The 23,034-nt window shown below is 66.0% G+C and carries 27 protein-coding genes, 1 other RNA gene and 1 pseudogene; 19 read left to right on the top strand and 10 right to left on the bottom strand.

The genetic code is table 11. From position 1 onward, the window contains the following. Positions 1 to 11 precede the first annotated feature (11 nt). Together ACN2C8_RS05415 and serB are read right to left on the bottom strand one after the other, a co-directional pair. Positions 12 to 674, bottom strand: a complete 663-nt coding sequence (locus ACN2C8_RS05415; RefSeq protein ID WP_419254809.1) for an HAD family hydrolase — start codon at positions 672 to 674, stop codon at positions 12 to 14. After that, complete coding sequence (gene serB, locus ACN2C8_RS05410) at positions 671 to 1,549, bottom strand: phosphoserine phosphatase SerB (protein ID WP_419254808.1); 879 nt, start codon at positions 1,547 to 1,549, stop codon at positions 671 to 673. Before serB ends, ACN2C8_RS05415 begins: the two co-directional genes overlap by 4 nt. Here serB and miaA point away from each other — a divergent pair. The 5 genes from miaA to ACN2C8_RS05385 all read left to right on the top strand — a co-directional run bounded on the left by miaA (position 1,530) and on the right by ACN2C8_RS05385 (position 6,506). Next, a complete protein-coding gene (miaA, locus tag ACN2C8_RS05405) occupies positions 1,530 to 2,414 on the top strand; it encodes a tRNA (adenosine(37)-N6)-dimethylallyltransferase MiaA (protein WP_419255821.1) in 885 nt (294 codons plus the stop codon). The two genes, serB and miaA, sit on opposite strands and share 20 nt — an antisense overlap. Positions 2,415 to 2,445: 31 nt before the next feature. Further along, the gene (locus ACN2C8_RS05400; RefSeq protein WP_419254807.1) at positions 2,446 to 2,943 is read left to right on the top strand and encodes a CinA family protein; all 498 of its coding nucleotides are present in this window, start codon (positions 2,446 to 2,448) and stop codon (positions 2,941 to 2,943) included. Between the two features lie 249 nt (positions 2,944 to 3,192). Continuing rightward, the gene (locus tag ACN2C8_RS05395; RefSeq protein ID WP_419254806.1) at positions 3,193 to 4,998 is read left to right on the top strand and encodes an acetolactate synthase 3 large subunit; all 1,806 of its coding nucleotides are present in this window, start codon (positions 3,193 to 3,195) and stop codon (positions 4,996 to 4,998) included. A 44-nt stretch (positions 4,999 to 5,042) separates the two neighbouring features. Beyond that, positions 5,043 to 5,597 (top strand): acetolactate synthase small subunit, encoded by a 555-nt coding sequence (gene ilvN / locus ACN2C8_RS05390; RefSeq protein WP_419254805.1) that lies wholly within the window; start codon positions 5,043 to 5,045, stop codon positions 5,595 to 5,597. 12 nt (positions 5,598 to 5,609) lie between these two features. Continuing rightward, on the top strand, positions 5,610 to 6,506 hold the full coding sequence (locus ACN2C8_RS05385) for a hypothetical protein (protein ID WP_419254804.1): 897 nt from the start codon (positions 5,610 to 5,612) through the stop codon (positions 6,504 to 6,506). Here the strand turns inward: ACN2C8_RS05385 and ACN2C8_RS05380 are convergent. Continuing rightward, positions 6,484 to 7,146: an aquaporin gene (locus ACN2C8_RS05380; protein WP_419254803.1), complete on the bottom strand. Its 663-nt coding sequence runs from the start codon at positions 7,144 to 7,146 to the stop codon at positions 6,484 to 6,486. The two genes, ACN2C8_RS05385 and ACN2C8_RS05380, sit on opposite strands and share 23 nt — an antisense overlap. Positions 7,147 to 7,281: 135 nt before the next feature. Between ACN2C8_RS05380 and ssrA the strand changes: the two genes are divergently transcribed. The 6 genes from ssrA to ACN2C8_RS05350 all read left to right on the top strand — a co-directional run bounded on the left by ssrA (position 7,282) and on the right by ACN2C8_RS05350 (position 12,375). Further along, positions 7,282 to 7,647, top strand: a transfer-messenger RNA (tmRNA) gene (ssrA, locus tag ACN2C8_RS05375). Positions 7,648 to 7,950: 303 nt separating this feature from the next. Further along, positions 7,951 to 8,433 (top strand): SspB family protein, encoded by a 483-nt coding sequence (locus ACN2C8_RS05370; protein ID WP_419254801.1) that lies wholly within the window; start codon positions 7,951 to 7,953, stop codon positions 8,431 to 8,433. 3 nt (positions 8,434 to 8,436) lie between these two features. Continuing rightward, the gene (locus ACN2C8_RS05365; protein ID WP_419254799.1) at positions 8,437 to 8,907 is read left to right on the top strand and encodes a PaaI family thioesterase; all 471 of its coding nucleotides are present in this window, start codon (positions 8,437 to 8,439) and stop codon (positions 8,905 to 8,907) included. Between the two features lie 9 nt (positions 8,908 to 8,916). Next, positions 8,917 to 9,687, top strand: a complete 771-nt coding sequence (locus ACN2C8_RS05360; RefSeq protein ID WP_419254797.1) for a C13 family peptidase — start codon at positions 8,917 to 8,919, stop codon at positions 9,685 to 9,687. A 144-nt stretch (positions 9,688 to 9,831) separates the two neighbouring features. Further along, positions 9,832 to 11,922 (top strand): serine hydrolase domain-containing protein, encoded by a 2,091-nt coding sequence (locus ACN2C8_RS05355; protein ID WP_419262232.1) that lies wholly within the window; start codon positions 9,832 to 9,834, stop codon positions 11,920 to 11,922. A 66-nt stretch (positions 11,923 to 11,988) separates the two neighbouring features. After that, a complete protein-coding gene (locus ACN2C8_RS05350) occupies positions 11,989 to 12,375 on the top strand; it encodes a hypothetical protein (RefSeq protein ID WP_419254794.1) in 387 nt (128 codons plus the stop codon). On the opposite strand, the gene ACN2C8_RS05345 is transcribed toward ACN2C8_RS05350, so the two are convergent. After that, positions 12,343 to 12,729, bottom strand: a complete 387-nt coding sequence (locus ACN2C8_RS05345) for a RusA family crossover junction endodeoxyribonuclease (protein WP_419254793.1) — start codon at positions 12,727 to 12,729, stop codon at positions 12,343 to 12,345. The two genes, ACN2C8_RS05350 and ACN2C8_RS05345, sit on opposite strands and share 33 nt — an antisense overlap. A gap of 84 nt (positions 12,730 to 12,813) precedes the next feature. Between ACN2C8_RS05345 and fumC the strand changes: the two genes are divergently transcribed. The 5 genes from fumC to ACN2C8_RS05320 all read left to right on the top strand — a co-directional run bounded on the left by fumC (position 12,814) and on the right by ACN2C8_RS05320 (position 16,493). Beyond that, complete coding sequence (fumC, locus tag ACN2C8_RS05340) at positions 12,814 to 14,205, top strand: class II fumarate hydratase (RefSeq protein ID WP_419254792.1); 1,392 nt, start codon at positions 12,814 to 12,816, stop codon at positions 14,203 to 14,205. A 4-nt stretch (positions 14,206 to 14,209) separates the two neighbouring features. Continuing rightward, positions 14,210 to 15,070, top strand: a complete 861-nt coding sequence (locus ACN2C8_RS05335) for a sulfotransferase (RefSeq protein WP_419254791.1) — start codon at positions 14,210 to 14,212, stop codon at positions 15,068 to 15,070. A 114-nt stretch (positions 15,071 to 15,184) separates the two neighbouring features. Next, positions 15,185 to 15,925, top strand: coding sequence for an AAA family ATPase (locus tag ACN2C8_RS05330; RefSeq protein ID WP_419254790.1), 741 nt, complete (start codon positions 15,185 to 15,187; stop codon positions 15,923 to 15,925). Beyond that, complete coding sequence (locus ACN2C8_RS05325; RefSeq protein ID WP_419254789.1) at positions 15,922 to 16,182, top strand: type II toxin-antitoxin system CcdA family antitoxin; 261 nt, start codon at positions 15,922 to 15,924, stop codon at positions 16,180 to 16,182. The genes ACN2C8_RS05330 and ACN2C8_RS05325 overlap by 4 nt, the downstream gene beginning before the upstream one ends. Then, positions 16,179 to 16,493 carry a CcdB family protein gene (locus ACN2C8_RS05320; RefSeq protein WP_419254788.1) on the top strand — a complete coding sequence of 105 codons (315 nt, stop codon included), beginning with the start codon at positions 16,179 to 16,181 and terminating at the stop codon, positions 16,491 to 16,493. Before ACN2C8_RS05325 ends, ACN2C8_RS05320 begins: the two co-directional genes overlap by 4 nt. 107 nt (positions 16,494 to 16,600) lie before the next feature. Here ACN2C8_RS05320 and ACN2C8_RS05315 read toward each other — a convergent pair whose 3' ends face one another. From ACN2C8_RS05315 to ACN2C8_RS05305, 3 genes are all read right to left on the bottom strand, one after another. Further along, positions 16,601 to 17,005: a YccF domain-containing protein gene (locus ACN2C8_RS05315; RefSeq protein WP_419254787.1), complete on the bottom strand. Its 405-nt coding sequence runs from the start codon at positions 17,003 to 17,005 to the stop codon at positions 16,601 to 16,603. 144 nt (positions 17,006 to 17,149) lie between these two features. After that, positions 17,150 to 17,743 carry a hypothetical protein gene (locus ACN2C8_RS05310; RefSeq protein WP_419254786.1) on the bottom strand — a complete coding sequence of 198 codons (594 nt, stop codon included), beginning with the start codon at positions 17,741 to 17,743 and terminating at the stop codon, positions 17,150 to 17,152. Then, positions 17,743 to 18,753 carry a polyprenyl synthetase family protein gene (locus tag ACN2C8_RS05305; protein WP_419254785.1) on the bottom strand — a complete coding sequence of 337 codons (1,011 nt, stop codon included), beginning with the start codon at positions 18,751 to 18,753 and terminating at the stop codon, positions 17,743 to 17,745. The genes ACN2C8_RS05310 and ACN2C8_RS05305 overlap by 1 nt, the downstream gene beginning before the upstream one ends. 143 nt (positions 18,754 to 18,896) lie before the next feature. Between ACN2C8_RS05305 and ACN2C8_RS05300 the strand changes: the two genes are divergently transcribed. Together ACN2C8_RS05300 and ACN2C8_RS05295 are read left to right on the top strand one after the other, a co-directional pair. Then, positions 18,897 to 19,640 carry a tRNA1(Val) (adenine(37)-N6)-methyltransferase gene (locus ACN2C8_RS05300; protein WP_419254784.1) on the top strand — a complete coding sequence of 248 codons (744 nt, stop codon included), beginning with the start codon at positions 18,897 to 18,899 and terminating at the stop codon, positions 19,638 to 19,640. Between the two features lie 23 nt (positions 19,641 to 19,663). Continuing rightward, a pseudogene (locus ACN2C8_RS05295) lies at positions 19,664 to 19,763 on the top strand (hypothetical protein); the annotation flags it as partial. A gap of 11 nt (positions 19,764 to 19,774) precedes the next feature. Here the strand turns inward: ACN2C8_RS05295 and ACN2C8_RS05290 are convergent. Then, positions 19,775 to 20,338 carry a nucleoside 2-deoxyribosyltransferase gene (locus tag ACN2C8_RS05290; RefSeq protein ID WP_419254783.1) on the bottom strand — a complete coding sequence of 188 codons (564 nt, stop codon included), beginning with the start codon at positions 20,336 to 20,338 and terminating at the stop codon, positions 19,775 to 19,777. A gap of 53 nt (positions 20,339 to 20,391) precedes the next feature. Here ACN2C8_RS05290 and ACN2C8_RS05285 point away from each other — a divergent pair, with 53 nt between their 5' ends. Next, positions 20,392 to 21,189: a CAP domain-containing protein gene (locus ACN2C8_RS05285; protein ID WP_419254782.1), complete on the top strand. Its 798-nt coding sequence runs from the start codon at positions 20,392 to 20,394 to the stop codon at positions 21,187 to 21,189. Position 21,190: 1 nt separating this feature from the next. Here the strand turns inward: ACN2C8_RS05285 and ACN2C8_RS05280 are convergent, their stop codons facing one another. Then, positions 21,191 to 21,772 (bottom strand): YceI family protein, encoded by a 582-nt coding sequence (locus ACN2C8_RS05280; RefSeq protein WP_419254781.1) that lies wholly within the window; start codon positions 21,770 to 21,772, stop codon positions 21,191 to 21,193. A gap of 133 nt (positions 21,773 to 21,905) precedes the next feature. After that, entirely contained in the window at positions 21,906 to 22,925 is a 1,020-nt protein-coding gene (ilvC, locus tag ACN2C8_RS05275; protein ID WP_419254780.1) for a ketol-acid reductoisomerase, read from the bottom strand. Positions 22,926 to 23,034 lie beyond the last annotated feature (109 nt).

The raw sequence follows: 23,034 nt of genomic DNA, 5'->3' as shown, positions 1-23,034 counted from the left end.
GGGATAACAGCTTACATTGCCTTCAGCAGGTCCAGCACCACGTGCAGGCTGTCGGCGATGTGGACGCACTTGTCATGCATCTCCTCGTTGGGATCGAGGATATCGGGCACCATCACTGTCATCATGCCAGCCGCATGGGCGGCGCGGACGCCGGGATGGGAATCCTCCAGCGCCAGACAGTGGGCGGGATCGACGCCCAGGCGGCGGGCGGCTTCCAGATAGGGATCGGGATGCGGCTTGTGGCGCACGACGTCGGCGTTGGCGACCACCGCGTTGAACCGGCTCAGCAGGTCGAAGCGCCCCAGATACTTCTCGACCGACACCATGCCGTTGGAGGTGGCGATCGCGCAGGGCAGACCCAGATCGTCCAGATGGTCGAGAATCTCGATCACCCCGGCCTTCAGCTTGGTTTCGGCTTCCAGCAGGTCCTCGACGTCGCTCCAGACGCGCTCGAAATAGGCCTGGATCGGAAAGTCCTCGCCATAGAGTTCGCGCAGCAGGATGGCGCTCTCGGGATTGGTCTTGCCGACCATCGACGCATAGATCTCGCCGGTGAAGACGACGCCGAACACTGAGCCGGCCTCGATCATGGCGGCGCGATAGACGATCTCGGTGTCCAGCAGCAGGCCGTCCATGTCGAAGATCACCGCCTCGACGCGGCGCGGGAAGCTCATGCGGCGAACTCCGAAGTCTTGTAGCCCTGAAAGTAGAGCAAGGCGGTGAGGTCGGCGTGATCGACCTTGGCGTGGGCCTGGGCCGCGACAATGGGCTTGGCGCGATAGGCGACCCCAAGGCCGGCGGCCTCAATCATCGCCAGGTCATTGGCCCCGTCGCCGACGGCCAGGGCGTCGGCGGGAGTCAGACCTAGTGCCGTGGTCTCCTCGATCAGGGCGGCCAGCTTGGCCTCCTTGCCCAGGATCGGCTCGCCCACCTGGCCGGTCAGCTTGCCGTCCGCTTCGATCAGGGTGTTTGCCCGGTTCAGATGAAAGCCCGCCGCCTCGGCGACCCGTGTGGTGAAGAAGGTGAAGCCGCCCGACACCAGGGCGCAGCGCGCGCCGTGGGCGACCATGGTCCTGACCAGGGTCTCGGCCCCGGGATTGAGCCGCACGCGATCGTCGTAGCAGGACTGAAGGGCGTCGACCGACAGGCCGGTCAGCATGCCGACCCGCTCGCGCAGGGCCCCCTCGAAGGCCAGCTCGCCGCGCATGGCCCGTTCGGTGATCTCCGAGACCTGGGCCTTTACGCCGGCGAAGTCGGCCAGCTCGTCCAGGCACTCGACGTTGATGATGGTCGAGTCCATGTCGGCGATCAGCAGGCGCTTCCTGCGGTTCTCGACCGGCTGGATCGCGAAATCGATCGGCAGGTCGGCGAGCAGCGCCTTCAGCGGCGCGACGGCGTCGCCATCAAGGAAGAAGTCGGCGGCCAAAGGTCCCAGAGGCGCAGGACGGCTGGACAGCGCCGCCTCGACGCGCGACACGGCTTGAGCGTAGGCGGCGGGATCAGCGCCCACCACGGTGAGGACAGTCGGGATCATGGAGAGCTTGGACATTGCGCCTCGCATCTGGCTGATCGCCGGCCCGACCGCAAGCGGCAAGTCGGCCTACGCCCTGCGTCTGGCCCAGGAAATCGGCGGCGAGATCGTCAATGCCGACTCCATGCAGATCTATGCCGATCTGCGCGTCCTGACCGCCGGTCCCTCGCCTGACGAAATGGCGGCTGTCCCGCATCACCTGTTCGGCACGGTTGACGCCGCTGAAACCTGGTCGGTCGGCAAATGGCTGGAAGCGGCCATGGTCGCCCTGCGCGACATCGACCATCGCGGCAAGCCGGTCGTCGTGGTCGGCGGCACAGGCCTCTATTTTCGCGCCCTGACCCATGGCCTGGCCGACGTGCCGGCGGTGTCGGAGACCCAGCGCGAGATTTCCGGCCTGCTCTATGCTGCCCAGGGCGAACATGAATTTCGCGAAGACCTCGCCAAGCTCGATCCCGAGGCCGCCGCTCGCATCGAGATCGGCGACCGCCAGCGCCTGTTGCGCGCCCACGCCGTCGCCATCGCCACCGGCCGGTCCCTGACCGCCTGGCAGAACGATACCCGCCCCTCGCTGGCGCCGGGCAGCTGGAAGGGTCTGGTCCTGGATCCGCCACGCGCCGACCTCTATGCCCGCTGTGACGCCCGCCTTGGCGCCATGGTTCAGAACGGGGCGCTGGAGGAGGTTGCGGCCATGGCGGCGCGCGGCCTCAGCCCCGCCCTGCCCGCCCTCAAGGCCCTGGGCTATCGCGAACTGGCGGCCCACCTGCGCGGCGAGACCACCCTGGACCAGGCCCTCGACGCCGCCCGCCAGGAAACCCGCCGCTACGCCAAGCGTCAGCTGACCTGGTTCAGGAACCAGACGCCGGATTGGGAGCGGGTTTGATCCGCTTTCGTCCGTTCACAAGGAAACCATGATGTCCGACCTCAACGCCCTCGCTGAACGCGTCGCAGAACGCCTGACCGCGCGCGGCGAGACCCTCGCAATCGCCGAGTCCTCTTCAGGCGGCCTGATCTCGGCGGCCCTGCTGGCCGTGCCGGGCGCTTCGAAATTCTATGTCGGCGGGGCAGTCGTCTATACGGCCCGGGCCCGGCTGACCCTGATGGATATCCCGCAAAAGGCCATGGACGGCCTGCGTTCAGCCAGCGAGCCCTATGCCGTGATGCTGGCCCGGGTGGCGCGCAAGAACCTGAAGGCGACCTGGGGCCTGTCGGAAACCGGCGCCGCCGGGCCAGACGGCAACCGCTATGGCGACCTTCCCGGCCATACCTGCACAGCCGTGGTCAGCGAAGAGGTGTCGGTCAGCGCCACCCTGGAAACCGGCGTCAATGACCGTCCCGCCAACATGCAGGCCTTCGCCGTCGCGGCGCTACAGCTTCTGCTCGACACTCTGGACGGTGAATTGGGACAATAAGGCACATCCATGCCTTCAAACCCGCCTTGACGCCCCCTTTGGCGCATGGCATCACCCTTTCCGTAGCTTTGGAGCAAGACTCGTGCGCAAAACCATGATCGTACTTATGGAGCGGCTGTCCGCGATGTGACCTCGAAGTCACGTCGTAGTTCAGTCGCGCGCGCAAAGGTCCTTCGGGGCCTTTTTTCTTTTCAACCTCTCCCTTCCCTGCATCCCCTACAGACCGCCACCCCCTTTCGGACCTTTGCCATGACCGCCCATCAAACCATCGAGAGCCAGGCTCCCAGCGAAACCATCGACCGCGCCATGACCGGCGCCGAGATCGTGGTTCGCGGCCTCGTGGACCAGGGCGTTGAAGTGCTGTTCGGCTATCCGGGCGGGGCGGTGCTACCGATCTATGACGCGCTGTTCCATGAGCCGCGCCTACAGCACATCCTGGTTCGCCATGAACAGGGCGCGACCCACGCCGCCGAAGGCTATGCGCGCAGCTCGGGCAAGCCCGGGGTCGTTCTGGTCACTTCGGGTCCTGGCGCGACCAACGCCATCACCGGCATCATGGACGCCCTGATGGACTCCATCCCGATGGTCGTCATCACCGGCCAGGTCCCAACACACCTGATCGGCACCGACGCCTTCCAGGAAGCCGACACCGTGGGCATGACCCGCTCGTGCACCAAGCACAACTATCTGGTCAAAGACGTCCGCGACCTGCCGAAGATCATCCACGAAGCCTTCAAGATCGCCACCACGGGGCGGCCCGGGCCGGTGCTGATCGACATCCCCAAGGACGTGCAGTTCGCCAAGGGCGAATATTACGGCCCGAACGAGGTCGCTTCGACCCATGCCTACAATCCCAAGACCAAGGGCGAGGCCGGCCGTATTGCCGAGGCCGCGAAACTGATCGCCCAGGCCCGCCGGCCGATCTTCTACACCGGCGGCGGCGTCATCAACGCCGGCCCCAGGGCCAGCGCGCTGCTGCGCGAGTTCCAGGCCCTGACCGGCGCGCCGGTCACCTCGACCCTGATGGGCCTGGGCGCCTTCCCGGCCGCCGATCCGGCGTGGCTGGGCATGCTGGGCATGCACGGCACCTTCGAAGCCAACAACGCCATGCACGATTGCGACGTGATGATCTGCGTCGGCGCCCGCTTCGACGACCGCGTCACCGGCCGGCTGGACGCCTTCTCGCCCGACAGCAAGAAGATCCATATCGATATCGACGCCTCGTCGATCAACAAGAACGTCCGCGTCGACCTGCCGATCATCGGTGACGCCGGCAGCGTTCTCGAAGACCTGATCGCGGCGTGGAAGGCCGCCGGCCATCAGCCCAACAAGCCCGCTCTGGGCGACTGGTGGGCCCAGATCGACACCTGGCGCGCCCGCCAGTGCCTGAAGTACCGGACCTCGGAAACCACCATCAAGCCGCAGTACGCCATCGAGCGCCTGTACGAGCTGACCAAGGGCCGCGACACCTACATCACCACCGAGGTCGGCCAGCACCAGATGTGGGCCGCGCAGTTCTATCGCTTCGAGGAGCCCAATCGCTGGATGACCTCCGGCGGCCTGGGCACCATGGGCTACGGCCTGCCCGCCGCCGTCGGCGTGCAGATGGCCCACCCCGGCAGCCTGGTCATCGACATCGCCGGCGAAGCCTCGATCCAGATGTGCATCCAGGAACTGTCGACGGCGATCCAATTCAACCTGCCGGTCAAGATCTTCATCATCAACAACGAGTGGATGGGCATGGTCCGCCAGTGGCAGCAGCTGCTGCACGGCGAGCGCTACAGCCACTCCTATTCCGACAGCCTGCCCGACTTCGTGAAACTGGCCGAGGCCTATGGCGCGGTCGGAATCCGTTGCAGCGACCCGGCCGAGCTGGACGAAAAGATCCTGGAGATGATCAACAGCGACAAGGTCGTGGTCTTCGACTGCCGCGTCGAGAAGCACGAGAACTGTCTGCCGATGATCCCCTCGGGCAAGGCTCACAACGAGATGATCATGGGCGACGTCGAGGACATCGGCAACGTCATCGGCGAGGCTGGGGCGGGGCTGGTTTAGGCCGCCTCTCGCCCTTCGGTTCCTCTTTGCTTAGAAACGATCCCATGCCCAACGCTCCCGCCGCCTCCGGATCCGCCTACGACATGCCCACTGCCGCCCAGGCCGAGCAGACGGCGACCTTCGCCCTGCTGGTCGATAACGAGCCGGGCGTGCTGCACCGCGTGGTCGGACTGTTCGCCGCGCGCGGCTACAATATCGAAAGCCTGACGGTCGCCGAGACTGACCGCAAGGCCCACACCAGCCGCATCACCGTGGTCACCCGCGGCACGCGCCACACCCTGGACCAGATCGAAGCCCAGCTTCACAAGGTGGTCAATGTCCGCCGCGTCCACGACGTGACCCGCGATCCCAATGGCGTCGAGCGCGAGCTGGCCCTGGTCAAGGTGCGCGGCTCGGGCGCCGACCGGGTCGAGGCCTTGCGCATCGCCGACATCTTCCGCGCCAAGCCGGTGGACACCACCCTGGAGAGCTTCGTGTTCGAGATCTCGGGCGCCCCGTCCAAGATCGACAAGTTCCTGGACCTGATGCGTCCGCTGGGCCTGGTGGAACTTTCCCGCACCGGGGTGCTTTCCATCGAGCGGGGCTTCGAAGGCATGTAGTGGAGTGCGGCGATGAGCCTGACCGGTATGATCGCGGGGCTGGCCCTCGCCGCCGCCCAGCAGTCCTCACCCCCGCTCGATCCAAACTTGCCGATGCCGACGCTCGATCCAGCCGTCTGGTGGTCGCCCGAAACGTCTCGCCCGTCTTCCGACGTCGATCCGCTGTATGGCCGCCGTCTCGGACGACGGGAGGAGCCGATCCCCATCGCCAATGGCGCCGAGCCCCTGCTCTATCGGCTATGGGGCCTGCAGCCGCTTCAGAACCAGCTGGTGCGACCCGGCGAGATGATACTGGAGGTCTGGGCGCGTCCCTCGCGCGGCGTGCGCCAGGCGGTAATCCGCGTCACCACCCGCCGCGACGGCCGCGCCTTCGTGCAGGCGCGTGCGGGTCTGGGCTGCTGCACGCCGGAGATCGACCGCCGGGTCGATATCAATGCAGAGCTCCCCTCCGAACAGATTCCCGCACTGAAGGCCCTGAGCGGCGATGCGATGTGGAGTCAGCCCCGCGACGTGACGGTCGACTATGGCGACGGATCGGTGTCGCCCGTGTGCCTGGACGGCGTGGCTTGGGACATCACCCTCCTGGTCGCCGGTCAGGCCCGACATCTGCGACGCGCCTGCGACGACGCCGAGGTGGGCTCCATCGCCCGCGCCCAGGGTCTGGCCCTCAATGCGGCTGTGGGACGGGACGCCCGCTTCGATGCGGTATTCCCGCGGGGCGCCGATGTCTCGCGGCAGCAAACGGCCTACGACCAGTTGATCGCCTCGGGCGGCCAGCTGAAACCCGCCGCCAACGCCCGGCCACAGCCGCCGGCCGTGCCGCTGCCGCCCGAGGACGAGCCGGAGGACGAGGCGCCGGCGGCGATCCCGCCGACGCCCCAGCCCATCACCCCACCTTCAGGACGTTGAAGCGGTAGAGCAACGCGCCCAACACCGCCCCGATCGCCGGGGCCACGAAGAACAGCCACAGCTGAGCCAGAGCCTGGCCGCCGACCAGCACTGCCGGTCCGAAGCTACGAGCCGGATTGACCGACACGCCCGTGATCTGGATGCCGACGATGTGGATCACTGCCAGGGCGATGCCGATGCCCAGGCCGGCGAAGCCCGGCGCGGCGCCAGCGCCCGTCGCGCCCAGGATGACGATCACGAAGATGGCGGTCATCACCGCCTCGAAGATGAAGGCCGCCTGCAGCGAATATTCGCCCAGATAGCCCGGACCCCAGCCGTTCTGGCCCAACCCCTTGGCGACGCCACCGGCGATGAAGCACAGGACGGCGGCGCCCGCCGCCCCGCCCGCGAACTGGGCGACCCAGTAGCGCAGCATCTCCATCAGGCTCATGCGGCCGGCGACGAAGGCCGCCAGGCTGACGGCCGGATTGACGTGGCAGCCCGACACCGGACCGATGCCATAGGCCAGGGCGATGATCGCGAAACCGAAGGCCAGGGCGATACCCAGCTGACCGACATGGTCTCCGCCCAGTACAGCCGCGCCGCATCCAAAGAGAACCAGGGTGAAAGTACCGATGAACTCGGCAACAATTTTTGACATTTCGACTCCTCCCATATCGTTGTGTTGAACAGGACCATGCAGGATTTCATCGTCTCTTGGAATGCCGGCCATTTTACCTTGGCTTCGGGGACCATGCCCGCAACCGACCCGGCATCGGCGAAGAACAACCCGACGAGCCTTCCATCCCGGGCGCGAACCCCCTATATTGAGATTGTCCGGTCTCGGCCGGACTATGGGGATAAACGCGCACGTAATAAGCGGACTGGACCCGGGTGCGATTCCCGGCGGCTCCACCAATCTCTCCCGAGTTATCACGGGACTGCATGGGGCCGATCAGCATCGACAGACGTGTAAAGGTGTAATGCTTTCTCTCGGCGTGGCTCACCGTATCGGGCCGCTAAACTAACTGCGAACGATAACTTCGCTGAAGAGTTCGCTATCGCCGCGTAATGCGGTGCTAGTGAATTCGCGCCTTAAGTCCTAGGGGTTCAGATCCTTAGGCGGGGCCCGGAGGGAGCCTGCCAACAGAATCCCTCCACTTTCAAAAAGTGGTAGCCGAGGCTCCCTCCTCTCTTTCGAGAAGGAATGGGGGAGCCTGCCAACAGAATCCCTCCACTTTCCAAAAGTGGCAGCCGAGGCTCCCTCCTCTCTTTTCGAGAAGGAATGCTGGAGCCTGCCAACAGAATCCCTCCACTTTCCAGAAGTGGAGGCGCGACAGAAACGCGCTGCTTAACCATCCTTGAAATTTGTGGTCCCTCAAAGGGTTCCCGCACCTTTGCCGCGAGGTCGTGACGCGCTAGGCTGGGACTCTGTATTAGTTCCCCAGTTTCTTGACGGACCGCAATGGCCCCTACCAACCCGCCTGAAGACCTTATGCAATACGAGGCCATGGCCCAGGACGCCCTGCGCGGCGTCGTGAAGGCGGCCCTGAGGAAGGCGGCGGCTCCTGGCGGCCTGCCCGAACCGCATCACCTGTACATCACCTTCAAGACCCAGGCGGCCGGCGTGTCGGGTCCGCAGGACCTGCTGGGCAAGTATCCTGACGAGATGACCATCATCCTGCAGCACCAGTATTGGGACCTGGCGCCAGGCGAGACCTTCTTCTCGGTCACCCTGAAGTTCGGCGGTCAGCCCAAGCGCCTGTCGGTGCCCTATGCGGCCGTGACCCGCTTCTACGATCCGTCGGTGCAGTTCGCCCTGCAGTTCGAGGCCCCCGAGGTGGTTCCGCCGGAACCCACTGTCGAGCCGGAGCCGGACGCCCCCACCGAAGGCGGCGGCGATGACGCGCCCAAGATCATCTCCCTCGACCAGTTCCGGAAGAAGTAGCGGGTGAGCGACGTCGCGGCGGACGAACCCCAGGTTCTGACCGACGAGGCGATCCTCGAGCGCTTTCGCGCGTCCAAGAACGCGCCCTCGGGCTCACGCACGCTGGGCTTTCAGCTGCTGGCCGTGCGCCAGACCGACCGCGAGGTCGAGGTCGGGTTCGAGGCCCGCGCCGACCTGTTGTGCAACCCGATGGGGCAGATCCAGGGCGGCTATGTCTGCGCCATGCTGGACGAGTGCATGTCGGTGGCCGGCATGATCAGTTCGGGCATGACCCATGTGGTGCCGACGCTGGAGATGAAGACCAGCTTCCTGCGTCCCGCCTTCCCTGGCGCGCTGCGCGGCGTGGGGCGCGTGGTCAAATGGGGCAAGACCGTCTGTTTCACCGAGGGCGAGCTCTATGACGGCGAGGGTCGGCTGCTGGCCAAGGCGTCCGGCACGGCCATCCCGACACCGTTCGCCCGGTTCAAGAAATAGGGGTCAGCGATGCGGAGCGCGGCGGGCATTCTGGTCGGCGTCCTTCTGCTCAGCCTGACCTCGTTCGCCCGGGCCGAGGCCCCGTTCTCCCGCTGGTCGGCCGTGGTCGTGGCCGGCGACTGGCGCGCTCATTCCGGCGGGTCCACCGAGGCCTTCGACAATGCCCGGCGCGACGTGGCCCTGACCCTGGTCGACATGGGCTTTGATCCCGGCGCGGTGACACAGTTCTCGACGCGCCCCAACCGCTATCCCGCCATCGCACCAGGTCCTTCTGACGCCCGCGCCATCCACGCCAGCCTCAAAAAGAGCGCCCTGAGCGCCAAGGCCGGCTGCCTGGTCTATATCAGCTCGCACGGCAGCCCCGACGGCGCCCTGCTGGGCGATGTTATCCTGCCGCCGCAGTTGCTGGCGGCCATGATCGAAGACGCCTGCCCCGAGCGCCCCAGCGTCGTGGTGATCTCGGCCTGCTTCTCGGGCGTGTTCATTCCGGCGCTGAAGAAGCCCGACCGCATGATCCTGACCGCCGCCCGCCGCGACCGCGCCTCGTTCGGCTGCGGCGAGAGTGACAAGTATCCGTTCTTTGACGACTGCTTCCTGTCGTCCGCGCGGCAGGCCAGGGACTTCATCACCCTGGGCGCAGCGGTGAAGTCCTGCGTGGCGCACAAGGAGGTCGAGGTCGGAGCCGAGCCCGCTTCCGAACCCCAGGTCTGGATCGGCCCGGCCCTGCGTCCGTTCCTGCCACTCTATGCGTTCGCAAGGGCCAAACCGGCGGCGCCGTGAGAGCGTCCCCAGTATTAGGCGCCAAGAGAGCACGCCGCCCTTTGAACGCGGTGCGAGGCGCCCTAGAAGTCAGCTGAAGTCATTCAGCCTGAGGGGTCGGCCTTGACGTCGCGCTTTTCGTCCAGAGCCGCTCTTATCGCGGTCATGATCGGTTTCCTGGCGTCGGCGAGCTTCGCCCAAGCGCAGGACGTTGCACCGCCACCGCCGCCGCCACCGTCCGAACCCGCCACGACCGTGGCCGTCGAGGGCCCCAAGCCCTATGCCAGCCTGCAACGCCGCGCTCGGCCGCGCCCGGTTACACCCCGACGGGCCGTAACCGCGCCGGTGATCGCCCCTTCCGCACGCACCGCCCTGCCCGTCGCGGGCGTGACGCCCCTGCCGGCGGCCGAACTTGAGGCCTTTGTCGACGGCCTGATCCGCCGCAGCATGATCGAGGACCATATCGCCGGCGCGACCATCGCCGTCGTCCAGAACGGCCAGGTGGTGCTGAAGAAGGGCTATGGCGTCGCCAGCCTCAAGGAACGGCGCGCCGTCGATCCCGACAAGACCCTGTTCCGCATCGCCTCGATCTCCAAGACGTTCACCTGGATCGCCCTGATGAACGAGATCGAGGCCGGCCGCATGCGGCTGGACGGCCCGGTCAATCTCTACCTGCCCGAACCCCTTCAGGTGCGCGGCAAGGACAAGGGCCCCGTTCTGCTTCGCCATCTGATGACCCACACGCCCGGGTTCGAAGATCGCGCCCTGGGGCAGCTGTTCGAGCAGGACTGGAAGCGCGTGCGGCCCCTGAACGAGTATCTGCGTCAGGAGCGCCCGCGGCGCGTACGGGAGCCGGGCATCCTGCCGGCCTATTCCAACTATGGTGTGGCCCTGGCTGGCGCAGCCGTGGCCAATGTCACCGGCAAGCCCTTTGAGCAGCTGGTCGCCGAAGAGATCATTTTCCCGGCGGGCATGACCCACACCACCTTCCGCGACGCCCGCCCATGGCGTGACGACCTGCCGGCGCCGATGTCGCCGCAGCTGGCCGCCCTGCGGTCAGAAGGCTTTCGCTGGACACCGCTGGGCTGGCGCGAGCAGGCGCCCGAAATGACCGGCCAGGTCGCGCCGGCCGGCGGCGCCTCGTCGACGGCGGCCGACATGAGCCGCTACATGCTGCTGCTGCTGGGCAATGGCGTGATCGATGGCAAGACCCTGTATTCGCCGCGCGTGGCCCAGGCGTTCCGTACACCGATGTACCGCCCCACGCCCGACGCGGCAGGCTGGAACGCCGGCTTCCAGGACATTCCCCTGCCAGGCGGCCGTCGCGGCTTTGGTCACAACGGCGCCACCCTGTGGTTCCACTCCAATCTGGTCGTGGTTCCGGACCTGAACCTTGGCATCTTCATCGCGGTGAATACCGACACCGGCCACGAGCTGCCGTCTGTCGCGCCGTCGGCGATCATAGAGCGCTTCTACGCGCCGGCCCCGGCCGTTCCAGTCGTTCGCCCGCTGACCAGCGATGCGGCCCGCATCTACCAGGGCGACTATCTGGGGACCCGTCGCAACTATAACGGCCTCGAAGGCTTCATCGGTCGCCTGACTCAGCGCGCCCAGGTGCGGGTCACGCCCGATGGCCAGCTTGCCCTGTTGATGAACGACAAATCCACCCTGTGGAACGCCACCGACAAGCCTGGCGTGTTCCAGGCCATCGACGGACCCGAGGTCGTCGCATTCCAGACGTCCGGCGAACGGGCGACACGGTTCTATCCGCCCGGCAGCGGTTCGGCCTTCGAGCGCGTCGGCTTTCCGCACGGTATGGGCCTGTTTCTCTGGATCGTCGCGCTCTCGACCTTCGCCGCGGTCGCCACCCTGGCTGGCGTGTTCATGCGTGATCGACGCGAGACCCGTCAGACACCAACCCAGACCCGGGCCAACCTGCTGCAAACCACCCAGGCGGCCCTGTGGCTGGTCGGGCTGGCCTGCGTGGGGGTTTTCGCCGCGGGATCCAGCGACATCGCCTCGGTGTTCTATGGCTGGCCCAGCGGCTGGCTGGTGACCGCCTCGGCCTGCGCGCTGGTCGCCAGTGTCCTGACCGTCGTCACCCTGGTCATGGCCCCCGTGGTCTGGCGCGGCGGACGCCGGGTCGATAGCTGGACCACCCTGCGCAAGCTGGCCTTCACCTACACAGCCCTGCTCTATGCGGTGCTCGGCGTGCTGCTGATGCTCTGGAACATCCTGCTGCCCGTGAAAGGCTGATTCCGGGTCCGAACCGGCGCTGAAATTGCACCGTTTTCCCACAGCACAGCCTTGGGAGGGGAAGACGTGTCAAAGCAGGACGGTTTGGTGTTTGGCGGCGCGGGCCTGGGGGCCTGGCTGGCGGCGACGGCGTTCTACGCCGCGTTCGGGGGCGGCGTTCTGGAGAGCGCCTTCTGGTTTTATGCGATCAACGCCTTCGCGGCGGCGGCCTTCGTGAGCTTCGTATTCCATGCCGCAGCACGTCTGCGTCACATCAAGCGCGGCAAGCGCATGCTGCCGATGCTGACCTTCGCCGCGCCGGGCCTGATGGCCAGCGCCGTGGTGATCGGCCAGTTCGAGGCGCTGATGCCGACCGCTGAACCGGTCAGCCTGGGCCGCTACGGCGCCTTCCTGATGGTGCTGTTCACGGCCCTGGCCGCTTCAGCCTTCGAGCGTGCGCCGCAAAAGGCCTGACGCGCGCTTGCGCACCAGGATGATGATCCGCTCGCGATCCCCCGGCCGGCGCTCGACCAGCAGCCGGCCGACCTGGGCGTCGTCGTGGAAGGCGTAGCCCTTGATCGAGTCCAGCAGGGCCTTGGCCAGGTTATCCAGATCCATCCAGGGCGGCTCGCCGACATACTCCATGAAGATATCGACCTCGAACTCGCCCCAGGCCGGCCGCGCCCCGCGCCAGACCTTGCGGAAAAACTCGTAGATCAGCGGCTTGTAGTACTTGCCCTGAGTGGTGAGGCCGTCGACCTCAAGGGTCAGTTCGCCGTCCGCCTCGCGGGCGCGCACCTTGCCGTGTTGGGTCCAACCATCGCTCATCAGCGCCTCATAAGGCCTTCCGGCTTTGCAGTCTCCCTCGCCATTGGCTAAACCCGCGCCAACAGAACGCGAGGGATCCGCTCCATGACCGCCACCCGCATCGAGACCGACACCTTCGGCCCCATCAAAGTCGCAACTGACCGCTACTGGGGCGCTCAAGCCCAGCGCTCGCTCGGCAACTTCAAGATCGGCTGGGAAAAGCAGCCCCTGCCGATCGTGCGGGCGCTCGGGATCGTCAAGCGCGCCGCCGCAGAGGCCAATCTGGCCCTGGGCAAGCTGGATCCGAAGATCGCCGAAACCATCGTCGCCGCCGCCAATGAAGTGATCGACGGCAAGCTGAACGATCACTTCCCGCTGGTGGTCTGGCAGACGGGTTCGGGCACCCAGTCGAACATGAACGCCAATGAGGTGATCTCCAACCGCGCCATCGAGATGCTGGGCGGCGAGATGGGCAGCAAGAAGCCCGTCCACCCCAACGACCACGTCAATATGAGCCAGTCGTCGAACGACACCTTCCCGACGGCCATGCACATCGCCTGCGCCGAGCAGGTGGTCCACGACCTGCTGCCGGCCCTCAAGCACCTCCACAAGGCTCTCGCCGCCAAGGCCGCCGCGTGGAAGGACATCATCAAGATCGGCCGCACCCACACCCAGGACGCCACGCCCCTGACGCTGGGCCAGGAGTTCGGCGGCTACGCTCAGCAGATCGAGAACGGCATCGCCCGTATCGAGATGACCCTGCCGATGCTGATGCAGCTGGCCCAGGGCGGCACCGCCGTCGGCACCGGCCTCAATGCCCCCGTGGGCTTCGCCGAACTGGTGGCCGAGAAGATCGCTGACGTCACGGGTCTGGCCTTCACCACCGCCCCCAACAAGTTCGAGGCCCTGGCCGCGCACGACGCCATGGTCTTTACTCACGGCGCAATCAACACCGTGGCCGCGTCACTGTTCAAGATCGCCAACGACATCCGCTTCCTCGGCTCGGGTCCTCGCGCGGGTCTGGGCGAACTGGCCCTGCCCGAGAACGAGCCCGGCTCGTCGATCATGCCGGGCAAGGTCAACCCGACCCAGTCCGAAGCCCTGACTCAAGTCTGCGCCCAGGTGTTCGGCAACCACTCGACCCTGACCTTCGCCGGCAGCCAGGGCCATTTCGAGCTCAATGTCTTCAACCCGGTGATGGCCTACAACTTCCTGCAGTCGGTGCGCCTGGTGGCCGATGCCGCGATCAGCTTCACCGACAACTGCGTGGTCGGCATCGAGCCGCGCGTCGACAACATCAGAAAGGGCGTTGAGAACAGCCTGATGCTGGTCACGGCCCTGAACGGCAAGCTGGGCTACGACGCCTGCGCCAAGATCGCCAAGACCGCCCACAAGAACGGCACCACCCTTCGCGAGGAGGCCGTCGGCGGAGGTTACCTGACAAATGAAGAGTTTGATCGGTATGTTCGTCCCGAGAACATGATAGCGCCAGGATGATTCGATGCAGTATTTCTTCGTAACCGGATGCCCAAAGTCAGGCACAACATGGCTTCAGAAGACACTCGATGGCCACCCGGAGGTCGTGTGCTCCGGTGAGGGCGCGTTCATAGAACGTATTGCCAGCCCCATCGCCTCGATGCGCCAAGCCTATAACGATCATCAGAAGCTGGTTGCTGAACGCGTTTACGGCCATCGCAGCTATTACAAACCCATCAGCATGTCTGATATCACTCCAGCGATCCGACTCATCATTCTGTCACTGATGAACAAGCGCGCCTACGACGGCGTGCTCGCGATCGGCGACAAGACACCGCGTCACAACTTCTTTCTGCTTGGTCTCGACAGTCTTTTCCCGGAAGCGAAGTTTATAAATATTGTAAGGCACCCTTACGACGTGGCGGTGAGCAAACTCTTTCACGCTTCACGTGCGGGCTATGAAGATGCCTTGGAAGCCGGATCAGCCTCCCGCGAGGAGATGGTCGAGCAAGCCGCCAAAGACTGGGCCATAGCGCAGCAGCGTGTCGCTGATTTCAAGCAAAAACACCCCGGCCGGATGATCGAGGTGAAGTACGAGAAGTTGCTTGAGCAACCGGTCGAGGAAGCCACCAAGCTGTTCAAGCATCTGGGTGTCAGCCTCGACCAGGACATCGTCAAGGCCGCTGTGGACGCCGCCTCGTTCGAGAATCTGAGTGGGGGTCGCAGTCCCGGCGCCGAGGACCCCAAGTCCTTCTTCCGCAAGGGAATCGCCGGCGACTGGAAGAACCAATTCGAGCCCGCAATGACGCAGTTGGTCGACTTGCACTGCCTGCAGATCATGAAACGCTACGGTTATGAGACCGGGAAGGCCGCAGAAGCGAAATAGAGCCTATGATTCACCCTGCTATCCGCCTCGGGCCCGGTCGGACGCAGAGCAGGTCCTGGGTTGCAATTGCTCTCAGATGTGCAATCTTTGAAGGAACATATCGGGAACGCAAATATGGCCGCCCTCGATCGCCCCTACTGGATTGAAGCCCTGATCCAGCCCCGCGAAGGCTGGGACGCCAGCGTCTACCCCTTCAACCTGCCGGTTCTGCGCGGTCTGGACAGCATCGCGTTTCACCCGCGCGTCACCTTTCTGGTCGGCGAGAACGGCTCGGGAAAGTCGACCCTGATCGAGGCCCTGGCGGTGGCCTGGGGCTTCAACGCCGAGGGCGGGTCCAAAGACCATCAGTACTCAACCCGGAAGTCGCATTCGCCCCTGCATCACTTCGTGCGTCCCGTGCGGGCGCCGTTGAAGGCTAGGGACGGCTACTTCCTGCGCGCCGAAAGCTTCTTCACCACGGCGAGTTATCTGGAGGAGTCGGGAACGAGCCGACGCGGTCAAGCTGGACTGCATGAGCGCTCGCATGGCGAAGCGTTTTTCGACCTTTTCGACCATCGCTTCGAGGGCGACGGCCTCTATATCCTCGACGAGCCCGAGGCGGCGCTCTCGCCCAGCCGGCAGCTGTCGTTCCTGGCCAAGCTGCACCAACTGGTGCTGGCGCGTTCGCAGCTGATCATTGCGACCCATTCGCCGATCATTCTGGGCTATCCCGACGCCTGGATCTACGAGACCTCCGAACGCGGCCTTGAGCGCGTGGAGTACGAAGACCTCGACCACGTCACGGTGACCCGCAGCTTCCTCAATCGCCGCCAGACCTTCCTGGACGTGCTGCTGTCGGAGGATGAAGAGGAATGATAGTCTTCCGTCCCATGGACGGCCCAGAACGCGACATCGGCATCGACCCGGAACTGCTGGCGCAAGCCCAGCCGCTGGGGATTTCCATCGCCGGCTTCAGCGAAACCCAGCTGCGCCTGCATCTGCAGAAAATCGACCCCGCCGGCGCCGAGGAACGGGCCCGGCGATGGTCGGAGGAGAACGCCGAGGCCTTGAAGGCCTACAGAGAGCGCATCGAGCGATGCGGCGTGTTCGGTGATGACCTAAGAACGTGGTGATCCGCCAGTTCGACGTTTTCCAGAATCCGTCGATCCGGAGTCGCGACAGAGCGCCCTATGTCATTGTACTTCAATCACATCACGCCGGTGATCTCCCGACGGTGGTCGTTGCGCCACTCTATCACCCGGCTGACTTAGAAGGCCTTACGAAGCTCACCGTCGAGGTCGTCTGCGACGGGATTGACCTTGTCATATCCCTTCCGCAGCTGGCGGCGATCAATGCAACATCGCTCCATCACAAAGTCGCCAACCTAGCCACCGACGAAGACGACATCCGCAGCGCGCTGGACCGCCTGTTCATCGGCTTCTAGCGCGTTGTTCGGCGAAGTGGATACCGGTTCGCCGCCGAAATAACGCGTCAAAACAAGAATCTAGAGCAAACGCCATGATGCAATCATGGCGACCTTTGCTCTAGCGCCTAGCGGCGAACCACCACCACCTCGCGGCCGATCGGGGCCAGGGCGATCAGGGCCAGCTGGAAATCCTTGATGGCGAAGGGGATGCCGATGATCGTGATGGCCTCGGCGAAGGCGATCATCAGATGGCTCAGGGCGATGTACCAGCCGCCCAGGATGAACCAGATAATGTTCAGCACGAAGCCCAACGGCCCAGTGCCAAGGTCGCCCTTGCCGTTGACGATCTCGCGACTGACGATCTCCTTGCCGAACGGCCAGAAGGCAAAGCCCGCGATGCGCCAGGCCGCGCCGGTATAGGGCAGGCCGACAATGGTGATGGCCAGCAGGGCGCCGCCCAGCAGCCAGAGCAGGCCGGAAATCCAGCCGCCAAACACAAACCACAGGATGTTGAGGATCAGTCGGATCACGAAGGCGGCTCCCAGCCGATAACCATGACCCTAGAGGTGGAGCCTATCGCCGGACTTGTCGAGAACCACGAGGCCAGTTTACGGCGAATTCACATCCAGCGCTTGTGTCCACCGCCGATCCAGCCAGAAAAAGAGCCCGACGCCCTATTTGATCAGCTGCCACCCTCGGACCCAGCGGCCCTTGGTGATCTGGCCCAAGGCCAGCAGATAGATGCCCGCATAGATCACCGTGCCCAGGCCCAGCAGCGCCCAGGTCCAGGGGCCGGGCATGTGCAGGGTCGGGGCGGTCGTCACCCAATCGTGGCGCGGCGAGGTCAGTTCCGCCCAGAGCCCGCCAACCCAGGCGGCGGCGAACAGGGCCACGATCGGATAGCGCAGTATCGGATTGCGCTGAACCAGCAGCCAGGTCTGGATCAGAGCCACGGCCAGGCCCGCCGCGAGGCCCGCCAGCCAGGGCCACCAGGGCCCGGGAACCAGACGCGCGGCCCGCAGGGCGGCCCAGCCGGGCGCCCACAGCACCGGTCCCAGCATCAGCACGATAAGAACAAAGCCGACCAGCACGCCTACCCCGCCGCCGATCACCTTGCCGGCCGCCTCGCCAGCCTCCTGGGCCCGCACATTAGGGTCGCCGCTCGGGTTGGCGGCCGAGGTGGCGATGATGGTGTCCAGGTGCGGCAGGCGCTCGCCCGGCGCGGCGCGCGGTAGGCCCAGATGGAGGGGCTTCGGCCGCCGGGCCATCAGGCTCTCCGGCTGACCGCGAAGTCGGCGAGGCTTTCCAGCGCCGTGCGCCAGTCATTGGCCGGGAACATCGCCAGGGCTGACTTGGCCTTGTCGGCATAGTCGGCGGCCAGGTCCAGGGTGGCGTCCAGGGCGCCCGAACCGATGATCAGCTCGCGGGCGCGGCGGAAGTCGGCTTCGGTCTGTTCGCGACGGCCGATGGCCCGCTCCCAGAACTCGGCTTCGCGCGGGCCCGAACGGGCGATGGCCAGCAGCAGCGGCAAGGTGGCCTTGCCTTCGCGGAAGTCGTCGCCAGCGTTCTTGCCCAGCGTCTCGGTCGCGCCACCATAGTCCAGGGCGTCGTCGGCCAGCTGGAACGCCAGACCCAGGTTCAGGCCGTAGTCGCGCAGGGCGTCGGACCGGGTCTTGTCGACCCCGGCCGAAACTGCGCCGGCCTCGGAAGCGGCGGCGAACAGCTCGGCGGTCTTGGCGGCGATGATGTCGAGATAGATTGTCTGCGATAGATTGAGGTCGTGGCTGCGCATCAATTGCAGCACTTCGCCCTCGGCGATCACCCGGCTGGCGCGGGCCAGAATCTCCAGCGCCTTCATCGAGTTGGTCTCGACCATCAGTTCAAAGGCGCGAGCAAAAAGGAAGTCGCCCACCAGCACGCTTTGGGCTGCGCCCCAGATCAGGTGGGCCGCGACCTTGCCGCGCCGCAAGTGGCTGCCGTCGACCACGTCGTCATGCAGCAGGGTGGCGGTATGGATGAACTCGACCGAAGCGGCCAGCTTCAGGCAGGCGTCGTTGTCCGAGCCGGCCAGACGCGCAGCCGCCACAGTCAGCAACGGGCGCAGGCGCTTGCCGCCGGCGGCGATCAAATGCTCGGCCAGCGCCGGGATCAGGGGCACGTCGCTCTGCATGCGTTCGGTGATCAGGCGGTCGACCCCGCCCATGTCGGCGGCCGCCAGACGCACCAGTCGATCCACCGATCCCGGCTCTCGGGCGAGGGTCGCTGCAACTGCGTCCAAGACTATACTCTCCTTGACCGACACACCTTTGACCCTTGTCGAGGGGCGATCGGGCTCACATCCGTCCCCAGCAGGATCAGCCGTTGCGAGGGACAATGGTGGCGGGATAGGTCAGGGTCAAGGCAAGCACAAGGCTTGATGCGTTGGACGACACTCAGCTGACCGAAGATAGCGTGCTGAACGGCCGTGTTCGCCTCCGCCAGAAGGTCGGCGGATACCGGGCGGGCCTGGATGCGGCGCTGCTGGCGGCGGCCTGCGACGCCCTTTCCAGCGACCGCGTGCTGGAGGCCGGCTGCGGCGTCGGCGGGGCGCTGCTGGCCGCCGCGACTCGCCGGCCGGGCGCCCGATTCCATGGCGTGGAGCGCGATCCGGACGCCGCCGCGCTGGCGCGAGAGAACGTGGCGCTTAACGAACTGGCCGATCGGGTCGAGATCAGCACCGGAGACATCGAGGTCGGCTTTCGCGCCCTGGGCCTGCCAGTGTTCGACGCCGTGATCAGCAACCCGCCGTTTTTCGACGACCCCGGCGCGCTGCGCGCCCCCTCCCCGGCCAAGACCGGAGCCTGGATGGCCGACGGCGGGCTGGCGGCCTGGACCGGCTTCCTGCTCAAGGCCGTGCGCGAGGGCGGCAGCATCACCCTCATCCACCGCGCCGACCGGCTGGCCGACATCCTGGCCCTGCTGGCGCCCAAGGCGGGCTCGTTCAGGATCCGTCCGATCCAGCCCTTCGCCGACGCCCCGGCCAAGCGGGTAATCGTGCGGGCGCTCAAGACCGGCAAGGCGCCGCTGGTGCTGCTGCCGGCCCTGGTGCTGCACGAGCGGGATGGTGGACAGCACTCGGCGGCGGCGGAGGCGATTCTGCGAGGGGAAGCGGGGTTGGATTGGTGACGTGCGGCAAGTCCTCCCCCTGAAGGGGGAGGCGGCCGGAGGCCGGTGGGGGAAGACCGCAATGACTGCGCGGTCACTTCCCCCTCCGTCGGCTTCGCCGACACCTCCCCCGCTAGGGGGAGGACTTGGTCGCCCTACTCCGCGTAAAGCCTCAAGGCCTCAAGACACAGCTCCAGCCCCGTCAGGTCATGCAGCGGATCGCCGGTGACGATCACGAACAGGCGTCGCGCTTCGGCCCACAGCATCACGGTCTCGGGCAGGCCATAGTCCTCGACCACGCAGCCATCCCCGTCGCGCCAGACGCCAGCCTCGTCGCGTTGGGCGCCGACGAACGACTCCACCCGGTCGACATATTCGGCCTGGGATTCGTCGGGCACGTTCAGATAGGCGAAGATCGGTCGACCCAGCCCCGCCAGAACGCCGGTCTCGAACGCCGCGCCGGGATCGGCCGAGGGCCCGCGCCACGGGGTCAGATTGACCACCCCGGCGTCGGCCTGACGCAATCGCGCCATGCGGGCGGCGTAGAGTTCGCGCGCTTCAAGCTCGGAGCCGTTCTCCGCGCTCAGGGGCGCGGGATCGGGGGTCAGGCCCGTAAAGCCGGCGTCGATGCAATGGGCCCGCTGGCGCGCCGCCTGGGCCGCAGAATCGGGGAGCCAGACATCGGGGCCGGCCAGCCATATGGAACGCACGGGACGCATGGGTCTTAGAGCTTGGTCCCGGGGGTTCCTGTCAATCACTGTTAGGGGCCGCGATGCCGCAAATCCTTCGAAGAACCCTGCTGACCGCCCCCCTCGTCCTCGCCGCCGGCCTGGCCCACGCCGCGCCGATCGCGCGCTGGCAGGCCTATGACCGCAGGCTGCGCCAGGGCCTGTCCGACGCGGCGGGCGGCGACTTCGACGACGGGTTCGAAGACACCCTGCTGGACCTCAACAACCTTGTCCGCGAGCGCCAGGGCGTGGCCGGACTTCGGCCCGACCGGGGTCTGATTCTGGCGGCGCGCGCCCACGCCGCCGACATGGCGGTCAGCGGCGTCTTCGACCATGTCACCTCCGACGGCTTTAGCGCCGCCGGGCGCGTCGGCCTGCTGGCCCGCGACCTGGTCGGCGCGCCGGGCGAGAACATCGCCATGCGCCGCAACGCCGCCGGGCCAGTCCAGCCCGACCAGATCATGAACCAGTGGCGAAACAGCCCGGGCCACCGGGCCAATCTGCTGGCGCAGGGCTTTACCCATGTGGGCTATGGCGTGCTGCGCCAGGGACCACGTGTGATCGCAGTGGGCGCCTATGCCGAGGTCAGCGCCCGGCTGGCGCGACCGGCGCCGCTGCGCGTCCGCTCATCCGACGAGATCGCCGCCGCCCTGTCGGGCGCTACCCCGGCCATCCGCCAGTTCTCCGTTTCGGACCCCGGCGGCGACGTCCTGACCACGACCTCTGTCGAGGGGCGCCCGCGGTCGGTCCTGCCGCCCGGGGCCTGGCAGCTGCGCCCGCACCTGTCGTCGGGCGAGCACCGCTACCAGGTGGCCTGGGGGCCGGTGTTCTTTCTGGAGTAGCCTACTGAGCGATCGCCAGGGCCTCGATGCGGATGGCGACGCCGTCGCCGATCGCGCCGGCCCCTGTGGCGCTGCCGAAGGCCTTGCGGCTGATCGCGCCGGTGATGGTGAAACCGGCCTGCTTCTTCTGATTGTTGGGCGCCGTGCCGATCTTGTTGAGCTTGACCTCAAGGGTGGCCGGCTGGGTCACGCCCATGATGGTCATGTCGCCGGTCACCTTGGCGGTGTCGGGTCCGGTCTTTTCCACCTTGGTCGACTTGAAGGTCATGGTCGGGAAGGCCGGAGCGTTCAGCCAGCGCTCGGCCTTGAGGTGCTCGTCACGGGTGGCGTGACCGGACTGCAGGCTGCCAACCTGGATGGTGGCCTCGACCCGCGACTTTTCCGGCGCGGCCTCGTCCAGCCAGATCGTGCCCTCCGCCCCGCCGAAGATGCCGATCACCGAGTTGAAGCCAAAGCGATCGATGATGAACATCGTCTCGGTGTGGGAAGAGTCCAGCTTGTAGGCCACTTCGGCGGCCAGGCTCGGCGTGGCGGCAATGCCTACGGCGGCGCAAACGGTCAGGGCGGCAAACAGGCGCTTCATCGATGATCCTCCCAGTCCCTCAAGCGGGACGCGACGCACTTTCCGGTCGTCGCCACAGGACCGCAACCCTGAAATGAAAAAGCCCCCGGCCGGGGGCGGCCGAGGGCTCTGACACGATCCTTGGAGAGGGACCTTAGTTCTTGGTGACGTCCACCAGCTTGTTCTTGGCGATCCACGGCATCATGCCGCGCAGGCGCGCGCCGACTTCTTCGATCTGATGCTCACCCGCACGGCGGCGGGTAGCCTTGAACGAGGGCTGGCCGACGGCGTTTTCCAGCATGAAGTCGCGGACGAACTTGCCCGACTGGATGTCTTCCAGCACGCGCTTCATCTCGGCCTTGGTCTCGGCGGTGACGATGCGCGGACCGGTGACATATTCGCCGTATTCGGCGGTGTTGCTGATCGAGTAGTTCATGTTGGCGATGCCGCCTTCATAGATCAGGTCGACGATCAGCTTCAGCTCGTGCAGGCACTCGAAATAGGCCATCTCCGGCGCGTAGCCGGCTTCCACCAGCACTTCGAAGCCGCAGCGGATCAGTTCCACCGTGCCGCCGCACAGCACGGCCTGCTCGCCGAACAGGTCGGTTTCGCACTCTTCGCGGAAGTTGGTCTCGATGATGCCCGAGCGACCGCCACCGATGGCCGAGGCATAGGCCAGGCCCAGGTCGTGGGCGTTGCCGGTGGCGTTGTGATGCACCGCGATCAGGCAGGGCACGCCGCCGCCCTTTTGGTACTCGCCGCGCACGGTGTGGCCGGGGCCCTTGGGGGCGACCATCAGAACGTCGATGGTGTCCTTGGGCTCGATCAGGCCGAAGTGCACGTTCAGGCCGTGGGCAAACAGCAGGGCCGCGCCGTCACGGATGTTGGGGGCGATCTCTTCGTTATAGATCGCGCGCTGATGCTCATCCGGGGCCAGGATCATGATCAGGTCGGCCCAGGCGGCGGCCTCGGCGACGGTCATGACCTTCAGGCCCTCGCCTTCGGCCTTCTTGGCGGTGGCCGAGCCGGGGCGCAGCGCGACGGCGAGGTTCTTGGCGCCCGAATCCCGGAGGTTGAGAGCGTGCGCGTGACCTTGCGAACCATAGCCTACGATCGCGATCTTCTTGTCGAGAATGCGGGCGAGGTCGGCGTCGCGATCATAATAGACGCGCATGATTTATTCTCCAGACTGGTCAATCAGGGCCGCCTCGCGCAACGGCGAAGCGACAAAGGCCGGGCGTTTGAGCGTTTTTTTGCCGTTTCGTCAAGGTGCGGTGCATCCT

It is taken from the genome of Caulobacter sp. ErkDOM-C (assembly GCF_048541825.1).
In the GTDB taxonomy this organism is placed as follows: domain Bacteria; phylum Pseudomonadota; class Alphaproteobacteria; order Caulobacterales; family Caulobacteraceae; genus Caulobacter.
The sequence above is the reverse complement of the archived record's forward strand: the minus strand, read 5'-3'. Positions and strand labels throughout refer to the sequence as shown.

Excerpts from the sequence above, each read along its gene's own strand:
- ACN2C8_RS05415 (WP_419254809.1), bottom strand. The coding sequence starts at position 674 with ATGAGCTTCCCGCGCCGCGTCGAGGCGGTGATCTTCGACATGGACGGC.
- serB (WP_419254808.1), bottom strand. The coding sequence starts at position 1,549 with ATGTCCAAGCTCTCCATGATCCCGACTGTCCTCACCGTGGTGGGCGCT.
- ACN2C8_RS05400 (WP_419254807.1), top strand. The coding sequence starts at position 2,446 with ATGTCCGACCTCAACGCCCTCGCTGAACGCGTCGCAGAACGCCTGACC.
- ACN2C8_RS05395 (WP_419254806.1), top strand. The coding sequence starts at position 3,193 with ATGACCGCCCATCAAACCATCGAGAGCCAGGCTCCCAGCGAAACCATC.
- ilvN (WP_419254805.1), top strand. The coding sequence starts at position 5,043 with ATGCCCAACGCTCCCGCCGCCTCCGGATCCGCCTACGACATGCCCACT.
- ACN2C8_RS05385 (WP_419254804.1), top strand. The coding sequence starts at position 5,610 with ATGAGCCTGACCGGTATGATCGCGGGGCTGGCCCTCGCCGCCGCCCAG.
- ACN2C8_RS05380 (WP_419254803.1), bottom strand. The coding sequence starts at position 7,146 with ATGTCAAAAATTGTTGCCGAGTTCATCGGTACTTTCACCCTGGTTCTC.
- ACN2C8_RS05370 (WP_419254801.1), top strand. The coding sequence starts at position 7,951 with ATGGCCCCTACCAACCCGCCTGAAGACCTTATGCAATACGAGGCCATG.
- ACN2C8_RS05360 (WP_419254797.1), top strand. The coding sequence starts at position 8,917 with ATGCGGAGCGCGGCGGGCATTCTGGTCGGCGTCCTTCTGCTCAGCCTG.
- ACN2C8_RS05355 (WP_419262232.1), top strand. The coding sequence starts at position 9,832 with ATGATCGGTTTCCTGGCGTCGGCGAGCTTCGCCCAAGCGCAGGACGTT.
- ACN2C8_RS05345 (WP_419254793.1), bottom strand. The coding sequence starts at position 12,729 with ATGAGCGATGGTTGGACCCAACACGGCAAGGTGCGCGCCCGCGAGGCG.
- fumC (WP_419254792.1), top strand. The coding sequence starts at position 12,814 with ATGACCGCCACCCGCATCGAGACCGACACCTTCGGCCCCATCAAAGTC.
- ACN2C8_RS05335 (WP_419254791.1), top strand. The coding sequence starts at position 14,210 with ATGCAGTATTTCTTCGTAACCGGATGCCCAAAGTCAGGCACAACATGG.
- ACN2C8_RS05330 (WP_419254790.1), top strand. The coding sequence starts at position 15,185 with ATGGCCGCCCTCGATCGCCCCTACTGGATTGAAGCCCTGATCCAGCCC.
- ACN2C8_RS05325 (WP_419254789.1), top strand. The coding sequence starts at position 15,922 with ATGATAGTCTTCCGTCCCATGGACGGCCCAGAACGCGACATCGGCATC.
- ACN2C8_RS05310 (WP_419254786.1), bottom strand. The coding sequence starts at position 17,743 with ATGGCCCGGCGGCCGAAGCCCCTCCATCTGGGCCTACCGCGCGCCGCG.
- ACN2C8_RS05290 (WP_419254783.1), bottom strand. The coding sequence starts at position 20,338 with ATGCGTCCCGTGCGTTCCATATGGCTGGCCGGCCCCGATGTCTGGCTC.
- ACN2C8_RS05285 (WP_419254782.1), top strand. The coding sequence starts at position 20,392 with ATGCCGCAAATCCTTCGAAGAACCCTGCTGACCGCCCCCCTCGTCCTC.
- ACN2C8_RS05280 (WP_419254781.1), bottom strand. The coding sequence starts at position 21,772 with ATGAAGCGCCTGTTTGCCGCCCTGACCGTTTGCGCCGCCGTAGGCATT.
- ilvC (WP_419254780.1), bottom strand. The coding sequence starts at position 22,925 with ATGCGCGTCTATTATGATCGCGACGCCGACCTCGCCCGCATTCTCGAC.